This window comes from Blastococcus sp. SYSU DS0552 (genome assembly GCF_054050815.1).
In genome coordinates this window covers 42257-55500 of sequence record NZ_JBJHAB010000008.1, presented here as the reverse complement: position 1 = coordinate 55500, position 13244 = coordinate 42257, and the positions used below count along the sequence as shown (strand labels likewise).

The following is a 13244-nucleotide window of genomic DNA, read 5'->3' as shown; positions in this document are numbered from 1 at the left end:
CGATGTGGCACAGTAGAGAGTCGCTGCTGACCGACGGCCGGGCTGTCGGGAGCTCCGCACCGGAGCCGCAGCACCCCGGAACGGACAGCCGGGGCGTTCCGCTGTCCGAACCGAGAACGAGCCATCTGAGACTGAGGACTGCCGAGATGAACACCCTGGACGCACTCGACGCCGACTCGCTGCGCGACGACATCCCCTCGTTCCGCCCGGGTGACACCGTCAAGGTGCACGTCCGCGTCATCGAGGGCAACCGCTCCCGCATCCAGGTCTTCCAGGGCGTCGTCATCCGCCGCCAGGGCGGGGGCATCCGCGAGACCTTCACCGTGCGCAAGGTGAGCTTCGGCGTCGGCGTGGAGCGCACCTTCCCGGTGCACACCCCGGTCGTCGAGAAGATCGAGGTGCTCACCCGCGGTGACGTGCGCCGCGCCAAGCTCTACTACCTCCGCGAGCTGCGCGGCAAGGCCGCCAAGATCAAGGAGAAGCGCGAGACCGTCGCGCGCTGACCTCCTCGCGAGGACACGCCTGCAGCCGGCCCGACCGGCTGGATCTCGGCGGGTCCCCTGCGCCGTACGCTTGCTCCTGATGAGCAGCGACCGGCCCGGGGGGCCCGCCGACGTCGTTCCGGGCGAACCCGACGAGCCCGACGAGACGCACGACGGTGCGCCGGCCGCCGAGAAGCCCGGCCGGCGCCGTCGCCGGGACGAGGACGCGAAGAAGGGCTCGCTGCTGCGGGAGCTGCCCGTCCTGCTGCTGATCGCCTTCGTGCTGGCCCTGGTGGTCAAGACCTTCTTCGTGCAGGCGTTCTTCATCCCCTCCGGGTCGATGGAGCAGACCCTGCACGGCTGCACCGGCTGCACCGGCGACCGGGTGCTGGTCAACAAGGTGCCGTACTGGTTCGGCGAGCCCGAGCCCGGCGACATCGTCGTCTTCCGCGGCCCCGACACCTGGACGCCGGAGATCTCGGTGGACGAGCCGGACAACTGGTTCACCGGCGCGCTGCTGTGGGTGGGGCGCACCATCGGCGTCGCGCCGCCCAGCGAGGACGACTTCGTCAAGCGGGTGATCGCCACCGAGGGCCAGACGGTGCAGTGCTGCGACCTCGAGGGCCGGGTCACCGTGGACGGCGAGCCGCTCGAGGAGCCCTACATCTTCGAGGACACGCCCATCGAGCGACGCGCGTTCGGCCCGGTGACCGTGCCCGAGGGGCGGCTCTGGGTCATGGGCGACCACCGCTCGTCGTCCGCGGACTCGCGCTCCCACATGGGCGACGAGTACGCCGGCACCATCGCCGTCGACGACGTCATCGGCAAGGCGGCGGTCATCGTGTGGCCGCTGGACCGGTTCGGCCTGCTGGACTCGCCGGACATCCAGGGCGTCGAGGCGGCGGCAGGTGCGCCCGCCGGTGAGCCGGCCCCGGCCCCGGTCCCGGCCGGGGCGGCGGTGGCGGTGCTGCCGTGGGCGGCCGGGCTGGCCGGCGCCGTGCCGATCAGCGCCTGGCGGCGGCGCCGGTGGCCCAGGAGCGTGCCGCCGTCCCGCTAATGGTCGCGCCGTTACGGCTGTGACTCACGCATTGCACCGTTCCGGATGCCGATAACGGCTGAAGGAAAGGTTGGAAAAGCATTCAAGCAACCGTTTCACCCTTCCGATGCAGAGATTGAACTTACTCGGAAGTGAAACGGAGTCAGTCGTGTCCGCACCCATGGCGAGCACCGCACGCGGTGTCACCCGCGTGCTCCTCCTCGCCGACGCGCCCGTCCTGCGTCGCGGGTTGGTCAGCATGGTCAACGAGACCGCCGGCATGCAGGCGGTGGGCACGCCCGGCGAGCTGCGGCGGGCCCTCACCCTCGTCGAGACGGCCCGCCCCGATGCGGTCGTGGTGGAGCTGGGCTCCGGCCGGCCGGCCACGCTGAACGCCTGCCGCGACCTGCGTCGCCGCTTCCCCCGGGTCGCGATCGTCGCCCTGGCGACCTCGGAGGACCCGGCCGTCGTCAACGAGGCGCTGGCCGCCGGCATCCGCGGCTACCTGATGATCAACACGTCCCCGACGCTGCTCGGCTGGGCGGTCCTGGCCGCCCGCGCCGGCCGGGTCGTCGTCGACCCGCAGATCCGCCGGGTGGAGCCCTCGGCCGTGCCCGCGGCGAAGCCGTTCTCACCCGAGGTGCCGCTGACCCGCCGGGAGCAGGACGTCCTGGACGAGCTGCTCCAGGGGCTGTCCAACCGGCAGATCGGCCGCAACCTCTTCATCAGCGAGGACACCGTCAAGTCCCACGTCAAGGCGATCCTGCGCAAGCTGGGCGCCCGCGACCGGGCCCACGCGGTGTCGCTGGTGCTCTCCAACCGCACGCCGGGCTGCACCTGTGGAGCCCACTCCCTGCCGGCGCCCGCCCCCGAGGCCACCGCCGACCTCTGACCGATCCTCCGACGGCTCCGTGGGCCGGCTCCCGAACTCCTGGGAGCCGGCCCGCGGGGCGTCCGGGGGTGGGGGTCGCCCCCGCGCCCGTCGTCGTACTGTCGTGCCGCGATGGCTGCTCGTCCCACCCACCCTCGATCCGCGCCGGTGGTGCGTGCCCGGAGGACGGTCGCCGACGACCGGCCCGACGCGTTGTGGGACATGGAGCGCGCGCTGCGACGCCGCGGCTTCGAGACCGTCGCCGGAGCCGACGAAGCCGGCCGCGGGGCCTGCGCCGGTCCGCTGGTCGCCGCGGCCTGCGTGCTGCCCGCGGGGCGCCGCGGCCGGGTGCCGGGGCTGGCCGACTCCAAGCTGCTCACCGCAGCCACCCGCGAGCGCGTCTACGAGGAGATCGTGCAGCGCGCCGTCTCCTGGTCGGTCGTCGTCCTGCCGGTCGAGGACCTCGACGCCAGGGGCATGCACGTCACCAACATCGAGGCGCTGCGCCGCGCGGTCAGCACGCTGGACCCCGGCCCGGACTACGTGCTGACCGACGGCTTCCCCGTGCCCGGGCTCGCGCGCCCGGGGCTGGCGGTCTGGAAGGGCGACCGGGTGGCCGCCTGCGTCGCCGCCGCCTCGGTGCTGGCCAAGGTCACCCGCGACCGGATCATGGCCGAGCTGCACGAGCGCTGGCCCGAGTACGACTTCGCCGGTCACAAGGGCTACATCACCGACGTGCACACCGCCGCGCTGGAGCGGCACGGCCCCTGCCCGGAGCACCGGATGCGGTACGTCAACGTCGCCCGGGCCCGCGACCTGCACGCCGCGCGGACCACCCACCTGACCGGTCGCACCGCCATGGTCGATGATGGGGCCATGCGCCCTGTGTCCCGAGCCCTGACGAGCACCGAGGACCGATGAGCACCGAGGACCTCGAGAAGTACGAGACCGAGATGGAGCTGCAGCTCTATCGCGAGTACCGGGACATCGTCCGGCAGTTCACCTACGTGGTGGAGACCGAGCGCCGGTTCTACCTGGCCAACTCCGTGGACCTGCAGGTGCGGGAGGCCGGGGGGGAGATCTACTTCGAGCTCAAGCTCTCCGACGCCTGGGTGTGGGACATGTACCGGCCCGCCCGGTTCGTGCGGAACGTGCGGGTGCTGACGTTCAAGGACGTCAACGTCGAGGAGCTCGACAAACCCGACCTCGAGCTGCCGGACGGCCCGCGCCTGCCCTAGCCGTCCACACCCGGCGGCGTCGTCCACAGACCGCCGCCGCCCCTTCGCCCGCCGCCCCCGGAGCGGCACGGTCGAGGGGTGCCTCCCACCACCGAACTCGGCGCCCACGGCGAGCGGATCGCCGTCGCCTACCTGACCGACCGCGGACTGCAGGTCCTCGATCGCAACTGGCGCTGCCGCGAGGGTGAGCTCGACGTCGTCGCCCGGGAGGGCGACGCCCTGGTCTTCTGCGAGGTGAAGACCAGGCGGGGCACCGGGTACGGCTCTCCCGTCGAGGCGGTCACGCCGGCCAAGCAGCGGCGGCTGCGGGTGCTGGCGCAGCGCTGGCTGGCGGCGCACGACGAGCACGCACCGGAGGTGCGGTTCGACGTCGTGGGCGTGCTGGCGCGCCCCGAGCGCCCGGCGGTCGTCACCCACCTGCGCGGGGCGTTCTCGTGACCCTCGCCCGCACCTGGTCGGTCGGTCTCGCCGGGGTCCGCGGCGCGATGGTCGAGGTCGAGGTGGACATCGCCGCCGGGCTGCCCGGCGTCGTCCTCGTCGGGCTGCCCGACGCCGTGGTCCGCCAGTCGGTCGACCGGGTGCGCGCGGCGATCGCCAACGCCGGGGGCGAGTTCCCCGCCCGCCGGGTCACCATCGGCCTGTCGCCGGCCTCGATGCCCAAGCAGGGGAGCGGGTTCGACCTGGCGCTGGCCGCCGCGGTCCTGGCAGCTGCCGGCGCCGTGCGGCGGCGGGCCGTGGACCGGCTGGTGCTCCTCGGGGAGCTGGGGCTGGACGGGTCGGTGCGTGCCATCCGCGGAGTCCTGCCCGCCGTTCTGGCCGCCGCGCGGGCCGGGCACGCGCAGGTCGTCGTCCCCGTCGCGAACGCCGCCGAGGCCGCCCTGGTGGACCGGGTCGAGGTGCTGGCCGTCGGCACGCTCACCCAGCTCGTCGCCCACCTGACGGGTGCCGAGCGGCTGGTGCCGCACGTCCGGGGCGCGGTGCCGCCGCAGCCGCCGGTCCCCGACCTCGGGGACGTCGTCGGGCAGGCCGCGGGCCGCCGGGCGGTGGAGGTCGCCGCCGCGGGTGGGCACCACCTCTACTTGGCCGGACCACCCGGCGCCGGCAAGACCATGCTCGCCGAGCGCCTGCCCGGGCTGCTCCCGCCGCTGGACGAGGAGGCGGCGCTCGAGGTCACCGCCATCCACTCCGTCGCCGGCACCCTGCCGCCGGAGGCGCCGCTGGTCACCCGGCCGACGTTCGAGGCGCCGCACCACTCCGCGACGATGGCGGCGCTCATCGGCGGCGGCTCCGGCCAGATCCGGCCGGGCGCGCTCTGCCGGGCCCATCGCGGCGTGCTGTTCCTGGACGAGGCGCCGGAGTTCCCCCGCGCGGTGCTCGACACCCTGCGCCAGCCGCTGGAGCGCGGGCAGGTGACCATCCAGCGGGCCGCCGGCGCCGCCACGTTCCCGTGCCGTGCGCAGCTCGTGCTGGCCGCGAACCCGTGCCCGTGCGCCACCGCCGCCGGTGACACCGCCTGCACCTGCAGCCCGCTGGAACGGCGGCGCTACCAGTCGCGGCTCTCCGGCCCGCTGCTCGACCGGGTCGACCTGCGGGTCGAGCTGCGGGTCGAGCTGCCCCCGGTCACCCGGGCGGCCTGGCTGGACGGGCTGCCCGCCCCCGAGCCCACCGCCGTCGTCGCCCAGCGGGTGGCCCGGGCGCGCGCCGCGGCGCGGGAGCGGCTGGCCGGCACCGGCCACGCCCTCAACAGCGAGGTGCCAGGCCGCCTGCTGCGCGAGCGGTTCGCGATCCCGCGCCCGGCGCTGCGGCTGGCCGAGCGGGCGCTGGAGCGCGGCGCCATCTCGGTGCGGGGCTTCGACCGGGTGGTGAGGGTCGCCTGGACGGTGGCCGACCTCGCCGGCCGGACCGTGCCCCACGCCGACGACGTCGCCGAGGCCCTCGGCATGCGGCTGCAGCGGGCGGCGGCGTGACCACCCTCGAAGAGGACCTGGAGGACGCGGCCGCCGCGCCGGCGGTAAGCGGGGTGGTGCACCCGGGGGTCCGCCGCGCGCGGGCGTGGCTGACCCGGGCGGTCGAACCGGGCACCGTCGACCTCTGGCGCTACGTCGAGGACGTCGGCCCGGTCGAGGCGGTGCGGCGGCTGCGGACCGGTGCCGCACCGGCCGGTATCCGCTCGCTGGTCGGCGCCCGCGCGGAAGAGGAAGCAAGCCTGGCCGACCTGCGCCGCGCCGAGCGGTGCGACGCCCGGGTGGTCGTGCCCGAGGACGACGAGTGGCCGGCGTTCCAGCTCCACGCGCTCACGGTCGCGGTCGCGGAGGAACCGCTCGACCGTCGGGAGCAGACCGACCGCACGCTGGCGCTCGTTCCGCCCCTCGCGCTGTGGGTGCGCGGACCGGCCCGGCTCGACGAGGTGACCGCCCGCTCGGTCGGCGTGGTGGGCGCCCGCGCCGCCAGCGCCTACGGCGAGCACGTGGCCGCCGAGCTGGGCCACCAGCTCGGCGAGCGGGGCTGGACCGTCGTCTCGGGGGGGTGCCTACGGGATCGACGGCGCCGCGCACCGGGGAGCGCTGGCCGCGGGGGCGCCCACGGTCGCGGTCCTCTCCTGCGGGGTGGACCGCCCCTACCCGGCGGGCCACGGGGCGCTGTTCCACCGGATCGCCGAGACGGGCCTGCTGGTGAGCGAGTGGCCACCCGGCTGCGCCCCGCTGCGGCACCGCTTCCTCGTCCGCAACCGGCTCATCGCGGCGCTGACCTGCGGAACGGTCGTCGTCGAGGCGGCCGCCCGATCCGGGGCCCTGGCCACGGCCGCGCGCGCCCGGAAGCTGGGCCGCCCGGTGCTCGTGGTGCCCGGACCGGTGACCAGTGCCCTGTCCGTCGGCTGCCACGAGCTGCTCCGCGACGCGCAGTCCGAGGCGGCCCTGGTGACGTCGGCCGCGCAGGTCATCGAGGCGGTCGGCCGCATCGGCGACGACCTGGCGCCCCCGGTCGAGCGCCCGGCGTCCCCGCGGGACGGGCTCTCCGACCTCGCCGCCCGGGTGCTCGACGCCTGCCCGGTGCGCATCGGCGTGAGCCCGGAACGGCTGGCCCGGACGGCGGGGTGCGACGTCCTGGAGGTGCTGCGGGTGCTGCCCGCCCTGGAGCTCGCCGACCTCGTGGAGTGGACCGGCACCGGCTGGCGGCTGGCCCCGCGGGCGAAGCCGCCCGGCGCGGCGGCTTGACCGGGGCCGGGCACCGACGGACGGTGCAGTCGTGGCCACCCCCAGCACCGACGAGGTCCGCGCCGGGCTCCCGCCCGCGCTGGCCGAGGCGCTGGCCGGCTACGAGGAGCACCTGACCGGGCAGCGCGACCTGTCGGCGAACACCGTGCGCAGCTACGTCGGCGACGTCGCCCGGCTGCTGGACCACCTGGCCCGGCGCAGCGGCACCCAGCCGCACGACCTCGACCTCGCCACCCTGCGCAGCTGGCTCGCCCAGGGGCGCACCCGCGGGCACAGCCGGTCGACCACCGCCCGGCACGCCTCGGCGGCGCGCTCGTTCACCGCCTGGCTGCGCCGGGCCGGCCTGACCCCCGAGGACGTCGGACAGCGCCTGGTGAGCCCGAAGGCGCTCCGCACCCTTCCCGACGTGCTCGCCCCCGATCAGGCGCGGGCGCTCGTGGAGACCGCGGCGGGGGCCGACGACCCGGCGCGGCTGCGCGACGCCGTCGTCCTCGAACTGCTCTACGCCAGCGGCATCCGGGTCAGCGAGCTCGTGGGGCTCGACGTCGATGACGTCGACCGGGGCCGCCGGCTGCTGCGGGTGCTGGGCAAGGGGCGCAAGGAGCGCAGCGTGCCCTACGGCGTCCCCGCGGAGCGGGCGCTGGACGCCTGGCTCACCTGCGGGCGGCCGGCGCTGGCCCGGCCGGACTCCGGGCCGGCGCTGCTGCTCGGTCTGCGCGGGGGCAGGCTCGACGCACGCGAGGCCCGCCGCACCGTGCACGCCGCGACGGCCGACGTCCCGGGTGCGCCGGACATCGGCCCGCACGGGCTGCGGCACTCCGCCGCCACGCACGTGCTCGAGGGCGGCGCGGACCTGCGTTCCGTACAGGAGCTGCTCGGCCACGCTAGCCTCGCGACGACACAGATCTACACGCACGTGACGGTCGAACGGCTCCGTGCGGTCCACGCCCAGGCGCATCCCCGTGCCTGAGGCGGGCGGCCGGAGGGCGGGACCTGCGGCGGCAGTCATGACCACGCGGGACCACGGACGGTGCCCGCGCAGCACGACCGAGGAGCGCGACCGTGTCTGAGGCAACCATCCATCGCATCGACGGGTCCGATGACGACCGCGATGCCCTGCTGGCCGACCTGTGGGCGCGGTACGTCGAGGGCCGGGACTCCGGGCTGCGCGACCGGCTGATCCTGCACTACGCGCCGCTGGTGAAGTACGTCGCCGGCCGGGTGGGCAGCGGTCTGCCCGCACACGTGGAGCAGGCCGACCTCATCTCCTACGGCACGTTCGGGCTGATCGACGCCATCACCCGCTACGAGCCGACCCGCGAGGTGAAGTTCGAGAGCTACGCGATGGCGCGCATCCGCGGCGCGATCATCGACGAGCTCCGCAACACCGACTGGATCCCGCGGTCGGTCCGCGTCAAGGCGCGCGCCTTCGAGCGCACCGTCGCCGAGCTCGAGAGCAAGTTGCACCGGACGCCGAGCGACGAAGAGGTCGCCGACGCCATGGACATGGACGTCGAGGACATCCGGAAGTTCCTCGGCCAGCTCTCCCTGGTCAACGTCGTCGCGCTCGACGAGCTGCTCACCGACGACGACGGCGGCTCCCCGCGCCTCGGTGACACGCTCCGGGACCCCAGCGCGCTGGACCCGCAGGCGATGGCGGAGCACGGCGAGGCCCGGCAGCTGCTGGCTCGCGCCGTCGAGCAGCTGCCCGAGCGGGAGAAGGTCGTCGTCTCCCTCTACTACTTCGAGGGCCTGACGCTCGCCGACATCGGCCGGGTGCTCGGCGTGACCGAGAGCCGGATCTGCCAGCTGCACACCAAGGCGGTCCTGCACCTGCGCACCAAGCTCGCCGACATCGCCTGAGGCCGACCCCTGACGACAGCTGGGCAGTCGTCTTGACTCGGCAGCACGGCAGCGGTTCGTCATCTCGTGCGTCCGCGATGCGCGGCCGCGCGCTGCGGTCCCGGCGATCGCTGCGGGTGTGGTCCGCCGTGCTCGCGGTGGCCACCGCTCTGGTCCTCGCCGCGCCCACGTTGTGGCTGGCGTTCGACGAGGGCGCCGTTCCGCCGTCCTCGGACACCCCCGCGCTCCCCACCGGTGTCACGGTGGCGCGGGAGGAGGTGGCGTGCGGGTCCGGTGGCTGCTGACGCGAGCTGACATTGCGCGGGCCCCGCGGTCAGTCAGCCGCGGACCTGGCGGCGAGCGTCGGCCTGCCGCAGGAGGTGTGCAGCGCGCGCAGCCTGCTCGATCGGCGCCGCGTCTGCACTGGGATCCACGTCATCGGAGAGCGGGTCCTCCTGTACGTGCAGTTCGACCGGTCGTGGTCTCTCTGGTGACTCAGCACGGCCTCCCCGAGCCCTCGCCCGCGGCCAGGCGCGGCTCGACGACGAGCTCCCGTCCGTCGCTGTGTCCGTGCGTGCGCCCTGGCCCTCAGTCCCCGGCGGGCTCGTCCCCCGTCCGGGGGCCCAGCAGCGGCTGGGTCTCCGGCGGATTGCGGTGCCCCTCCTGCCAGGGGAGCCGGCCGGTGGAGTCCGGCCACACCAGCTGCAGCGCGTCCACCGAGCCGTGGAGCTGCTCGACCACGGTGAGCCGCTCGGTCTCCTCGACGCGGAGGAACACCACCGGGGAGTCGGCGTCGGTGAGTGCGGTCATCGCCGCTCCGGGGGTGAAACGCGCCCCGGCGCGGACGGCCTCGCCGACCAGGTTCAGGTACTTCTCTGCGGCGGGGAAGGGCAGCCCGACCACGATGACCTCGGGGTGCTGCCAGGCAGCGAGCCCCACGGTGTAGGAGTACCGCGGTTCGCCTGGGTTGCCGCCGCCGTGCAGCACCGCCCAGCCGAACGTGTCGATCACCCGGCGCAGGTCGCGGAGCACCTGGTCGGGATCCTGGCCGCCCTCGACAGGCCCACCCTCGACCGGCTCGTTCGTGGCAGCCGGAGCGCCGGTCGGTTCGCCCGCGCGGGACTTCGCGGCCCGCTTGCGTCCAAATCGCACTCCCCGACGGTAGCGCCGGGTCACCGGCTCGTCGGGGATCTGCGCCTGCTCGCGGTGCACGGTCCGTCACCGGCTGTCGGTCGGCGGGATGCGGAACGTCCCATGCTCGGAGCAGCGGCCGCGCGAACCTAGAGGCGACGCGTGCCCATCGACTTCCACGACGCCAGGAACCGGCGGACGTACTCGGGCCGGGAAGTGGACGCCTCCTGGCGCGACGCCGTCAGTCGGCTGGTCGAGCCGGCGGGCGCCGTGGTCGTGGACGTCGGCTGCGGCGGGGGCCTCTACATCCGCGCATGGCACGAGCTCGGCGCCGTTCGCGTCATCGGCGTCGACTCCAGCCGGCCGATCCTCGTCTCCGCGCGCGCTGATCACGGCGGTCTCCCCGGCGTCGAGTTCACCGTCGGGGAGGCGACCGCCAGCGGACTGCCGGACGCTTGCGCCGACGTCGTCTTCGAACGGGCGCTGGTGCACCACACGCCCGATCCGTCGGCTGTTGCCGCCGAGGCGTTCCGGCTGCTCCGGCCCGGTGGTACCTACCTCGTGCAGGACCGCACCGCCGACGACGTCGCCCAGCCGGGCTCGCCCGGCCACCCGCGAGGCTGGCTGTTCGAGGTCTTCCCGCGGTTGCTGGACGTCGAGACCCGTCGTCGACCTGACCCCGTGGAGTTCCTGGCGACCCTCACCGCGGCCGGCTTCGGCGACGTCGGCACCACGTCGCTGTGGGAGGTCCGTCGCCGGTATCCAGGCCCGAGGCCCTACCTGGCGGAGATCACCGCCCGCACCGGCCGCTCGATCCTCCACGAGCTGACCGACGGCGAGCTCGCCGAGCTGGTCCAGGCCCTGCGAACCAGGCTGCCCGACGGGCCGCTGGAGGAGGCCGACCGCTGGACGGTCTGGAGCGCCCGGCGTCCGGGCTGACGCCTGTGCCGAGGGGCAGCAGCCGGATCTGCGGGGGCCGGAGGAGTGACATCGGGTCCAGGTAGTCCGCACCGCGGCGCAGACCCCAGTGGAGGCAGGCGGGCGCCTGGCAGCCGGGGTGCCCGGCCGCCAGCACGCCCAGCGCGGCGCCGCGGGTGACCGCCTGGCCGGCGCCCACCGACGGCGTCACCGGTTCGTAGGTCGTCCGCAGCCCGCCGGGGTGGTCGACGCTGACCACCGGCCGCCCGGCGACCATCCCCGCGAAGACGACCACCCCGTCCCCCGCGGCCAGGACGGGGGAGCCGGGTGTCCCCGCGAGATCCACTCCACGGTGCCCCGGCCCGTACCGGTGCGGCGGCGGCTCGAACGGCCGGCCGACCACGGGCTCGCCGGGCAGGGGAGGGCTCCAGCTCGATTTCAGCCGGGTCTCGACGACCGGCTCCGGCGCGGCCGCTGCGGGGACGACCCCGGCCAGCGTCACCAGACATAGGAGCAGGACGGCGCACGGCGCGGCGCGGAGGGGCACCCCGCGATGCTGGCCGTCCCGCGGTCCGGTGGACGGCGCCCGGCGTCGCCTGTGGACGCGTGTCGGCGCTGTGGACGGCGGGTGGGGCAGCCACCACCGCGCTATCCGACGGCGAGGACCGCCACCAGCACGCCGACGGGCACCGCGTACGCCACGGCGAGGCCGAGCAGGATCGCGTCCCGGCCGTAGGGCGGGGCGGGCGGGAGCGCGAGGTCGAGCCGGCCCCGCCGGAAGTCCCGTTCCTCGCGTGCGCTGCGCAGCTGCATGGTCGCCAACCAGCCGGCGGCCAGCGCCGCGTAGCCCACCCACGTGCCCGTGACGAAGACCGGCACGGTGTTGTGCACGACCGAACTCCCCGTGCCACCGCGTCCCGGCGGCGGCGCCAGCACCAGCATGGCGAGGACGAAGCCGCAGATCAGGCCGGTCAGCCACGGGGGATAGGGGGCGCCCCGCGCCCGCCGCTGCTCCCCGGCCACGGTGGCGAGGGCGACGAGCAGCGGGAGCACCGCGGCACCCAGCGCCTCGCTGGAGTCCGAGGGCATGAGGTGGGCGAGCGGGCGGGCCAGTCGGTCGTCCAGCATCGAGGCGGCCACGACGGTGGGCAGCACCCCGAGGATCACGAGCCGGACGGCTCGCTGCAGCCGCGTCTGGGACCGGGGGCTGCGCTCCGTGCTGTCCGGCGCAACGCTCATGGGCGAACCTCCTCGTCGACCGGCGGGACGGGCCGGTTCCGGAGGGGCAGCGTGGCATGCCGGCGGCGATCCGACCGGCGGACGAGCACCGCCTGTGGACGGGTATGCTGACCGGTGCGGCCCGTGCGAGCGGGTCGACTTCGCGCGTCCTCTTCCCGCCGATCGGCGGGGCAGTCGCCACCTCGGTCCCGGCCCAGCCGGGTGAGTGGTGCCGCAGGGCGCCAGGGCGGTGCACCACCCGGTGCCCGCGACAACCGGAATGCGTGCGGCCTCGGTCGCGCGCGGAGCAGAAGGGCTGCGATATGGCAGTCGTCAGCATGAAGCAGCTGCTCGACAGCGGCGTGCACTTCGGGCACCAGACCCGTCGCTGGAACCCGAAGATGAAGCGCTTCATCTTCACCGAGCGCAACGGCATCTACATCATCGACCTGCAGCAGACGCTCGGGTACATCGACAACGCCTACGAGTTCGTCAAGCAGACGGTCGCGCACGGTGGCTCGATCCTCTTCGTCGGCACCAAGCGCCAGGCGCAGGAAGTCGTCGCCGAGCAGGCCACGCGCGTCGGCATGCCCTACGTGAACCAGCGCTGGCTGGGCGGCATGCTCACCAACTTCCAGACCGTGCACAAGCGCCTCCAGCGCCTCAAGGAGCTCGAGGACCAGGAGCAGACCGGCGTGCTGGTCAGCCTCTCCAAGAAGGAGCAGCTGGTCCTCAGCCGCGAGAAGGCCAAGCTCGAGCGCAGCCTCGGCGGTATCCGCGACATGCAGAAGGTGCCCAGCGCCATCTGGATCGTGGACACCAAGAAGGAGCACATCGCCGTCGGCGAGGCGCGCAAGCTGAACATCCCGGTCGTCGCGATCCTGGACACCAACTGCGACCCCGACGAGGTCGACTACAAGATCCCGGGCAACGACGACGCGATCCGCAGCATCACGGTGCTGACCCGGGTCATCGCCGACGCCGTCGCCGAGGGGCTCATGGCCCGGTCGGCCGCGCAGGCCAACGCCGGTCGTGAGGACGGCGGCGAGCCGGCCGTCGGCGCCGGCGAGCCGCTGGCCGACTGGGAGCGCGAGCTGCTCACCGGCGGTGGCGACGCCGCTGCCGCGCCGGCCGACGCCGACGCCACCGCCACCCCGCTGCCGGAGACCCCGGCGCAGCCGGCCGACGTCACCGTCGGCGAGGTCGCCCCGGTCGAGGACGTCCCCGCCACCACCGGTGGCAAGGAGACCAACGCCGTCTGACGGTCCGGCGCCGTCCTCCCGCTGATCGGCG

At 74.7% G+C, this 13244-nt stretch carries 15 protein-coding genes and 2 pseudogenes; 14 read left to right on the top strand and 3 right to left on the bottom strand.

Annotation, left to right across the window (positions count from 1 at the left end):
- Positions 1-146 precede the first annotated feature (146 nt).
- The 12 genes and pseudogenes from rplS (at position 147) to ACI8AG_RS10045 (ending at position 8989) form a co-directional block, all read left to right on the top strand.
- The gene (gene rplS, locus ACI8AG_RS10100; RefSeq protein WP_091933693.1) at positions 147-503 is read left to right on the top strand and encodes a 50S ribosomal protein L19; all 357 of its coding nucleotides are present in this window, start codon (positions 147-149) and stop codon (positions 501-503) included.
- Between the two features lie 79 nt (positions 504-582).
- Positions 583-1539: a signal peptidase I gene (gene lepB, locus ACI8AG_RS10095; protein WP_456596926.1), complete on the top strand. Its 957-nt coding sequence runs from the start codon at positions 583-585 to the stop codon at positions 1537-1539.
- Between the two features lie 148 nt (positions 1540-1687).
- Positions 1688-2410: a LuxR C-terminal-related transcriptional regulator gene (locus tag ACI8AG_RS10090; RefSeq protein ID WP_456596925.1), complete on the top strand. Its 723-nt coding sequence runs from the start codon at positions 1688-1690 to the stop codon at positions 2408-2410.
- 111 nt (positions 2411-2521) lie between these two features.
- Positions 2522-3310: a ribonuclease HII gene (locus tag ACI8AG_RS10085; RefSeq protein ID WP_456588795.1), complete on the top strand. Its 789-nt coding sequence runs from the start codon at positions 2522-2524 to the stop codon at positions 3308-3310.
- Positions 3307-3627 (top strand): DUF2469 domain-containing protein, encoded by a 321-nt coding sequence (locus tag ACI8AG_RS10080; protein WP_347057571.1) that lies wholly within the window; start codon positions 3307-3309, stop codon positions 3625-3627. Before ACI8AG_RS10085 ends, ACI8AG_RS10080 begins: the two co-directional genes overlap by 4 nt.
- Positions 3628-3705: 78 nt before the next feature.
- Complete coding sequence (locus ACI8AG_RS10075; RefSeq protein ID WP_456596924.1) at positions 3706-4065, top strand: YraN family protein; 360 nt, start codon at positions 3706-3708, stop codon at positions 4063-4065.
- Positions 4062-5594 carry a YifB family Mg chelatase-like AAA ATPase gene (locus tag ACI8AG_RS10070; protein WP_456596923.1) on the top strand — a complete coding sequence of 511 codons (1533 nt, stop codon included), beginning with the start codon at positions 4062-4064 and terminating at the stop codon, positions 5592-5594. The genes ACI8AG_RS10075 and ACI8AG_RS10070 overlap by 4 nt, the downstream gene beginning before the upstream one ends.
- A pseudogene (locus tag ACI8AG_RS10065) lies at positions 5591-6094 on the top strand (DNA-processing protein DprA); the annotation flags it as partial. The gene ACI8AG_RS10070 and the pseudogene ACI8AG_RS10065, both read left to right, overlap by 4 nt.
- A gap of 70 nt (positions 6095-6164) precedes the next feature.
- Positions 6165-6842: a DNA-processing protein DprA gene (locus ACI8AG_RS10060; protein ID WP_456597039.1), complete on the top strand. Its 678-nt coding sequence runs from the start codon at positions 6165-6167 to the stop codon at positions 6840-6842.
- 31 nt (positions 6843-6873) lie between these two features.
- Positions 6874-7812 (top strand): tyrosine recombinase XerC, encoded by a 939-nt coding sequence (locus ACI8AG_RS10055; protein WP_456596922.1) that lies wholly within the window; start codon positions 6874-6876, stop codon positions 7810-7812.
- A gap of 92 nt (positions 7813-7904) precedes the next feature.
- Positions 7905-8705, top strand: coding sequence for an RNA polymerase sigma factor WhiG (gene whiG / locus ACI8AG_RS10050; RefSeq protein ID WP_456588790.1), 801 nt, complete (start codon positions 7905-7907; stop codon positions 8703-8705).
- Between the two features lie 77 nt (positions 8706-8782).
- The gene (locus tag ACI8AG_RS10045) at positions 8783-8989 is read left to right on the top strand and encodes a hypothetical protein (RefSeq protein WP_456596921.1); all 207 of its coding nucleotides are present in this window, start codon (positions 8783-8785) and stop codon (positions 8987-8989) included.
- A 283-nt stretch (positions 8990-9272) separates the two neighbouring features.
- Here ACI8AG_RS10045 and ACI8AG_RS10040 read toward each other — a convergent pair whose 3' ends face one another.
- A complete protein-coding gene (locus ACI8AG_RS10040; protein ID WP_456596920.1) occupies positions 9273-9896 on the bottom strand; it encodes a DUF4262 domain-containing protein in 624 nt (207 codons plus the stop codon).
- A gap of 81 nt (positions 9897-9977) precedes the next feature.
- Between ACI8AG_RS10040 and ACI8AG_RS10035 the strand changes: the two genes are divergently transcribed.
- Positions 9978-10754: a class I SAM-dependent methyltransferase gene (locus tag ACI8AG_RS10035; protein WP_456596919.1), complete on the top strand. Its 777-nt coding sequence runs from the start codon at positions 9978-9980 to the stop codon at positions 10752-10754.
- A gap of 64 nt (positions 10755-10818) precedes the next feature.
- Here ACI8AG_RS10035 and ACI8AG_RS10030 read toward each other — a convergent pair.
- Positions 10819-11079: pseudogene (locus ACI8AG_RS10030) on the bottom strand (peptidoglycan DD-metalloendopeptidase family protein); the annotation flags it as partial.
- A gap of 302 nt (positions 11080-11381) precedes the next feature.
- A complete protein-coding gene (locus tag ACI8AG_RS10025) occupies positions 11382-11972 on the bottom strand; it encodes a hypothetical protein (RefSeq protein WP_456596918.1) in 591 nt (196 codons plus the stop codon).
- 302 nt (positions 11973-12274) lie between these two features.
- On the opposite strand from ACI8AG_RS10025, the gene rpsB reads away from it, so the two are divergent.
- Positions 12275-13213: a 30S ribosomal protein S2 gene (gene rpsB, locus ACI8AG_RS10020; protein ID WP_456588785.1), complete on the top strand. Its 939-nt coding sequence runs from the start codon at positions 12275-12277 to the stop codon at positions 13211-13213.
- Positions 13214-13244: the final 31 nt, after the last annotated feature.

Excerpts from the sequence above, each read along its gene's own strand:
- rplS (WP_091933693.1), top strand. The coding sequence starts at position 147 with ATGAACACCCTGGACGCACTCGACGCCGACTCGCTGCGCGACGACATC.
- lepB (WP_456596926.1), top strand. The coding sequence starts at position 583 with ATGAGCAGCGACCGGCCCGGGGGGCCCGCCGACGTCGTTCCGGGCGAA.
- ACI8AG_RS10085 (WP_456588795.1), top strand. The coding sequence starts at position 2,522 with ATGGCTGCTCGTCCCACCCACCCTCGATCCGCGCCGGTGGTGCGTGCC.
- ACI8AG_RS10080 (WP_347057571.1), top strand. The coding sequence starts at position 3,307 with ATGAGCACCGAGGACCTCGAGAAGTACGAGACCGAGATGGAGCTGCAG.
- ACI8AG_RS10045 (WP_456596921.1), top strand. The coding sequence starts at position 8,783 with ATGCGCGGCCGCGCGCTGCGGTCCCGGCGATCGCTGCGGGTGTGGTCC.
- ACI8AG_RS10025 (WP_456596918.1), bottom strand. The coding sequence starts at position 11,972 with ATGAGCGTTGCGCCGGACAGCACGGAGCGCAGCCCCCGGTCCCAGACG.
- rpsB (WP_456588785.1), top strand. The coding sequence starts at position 12,275 with ATGGCAGTCGTCAGCATGAAGCAGCTGCTCGACAGCGGCGTGCACTTC.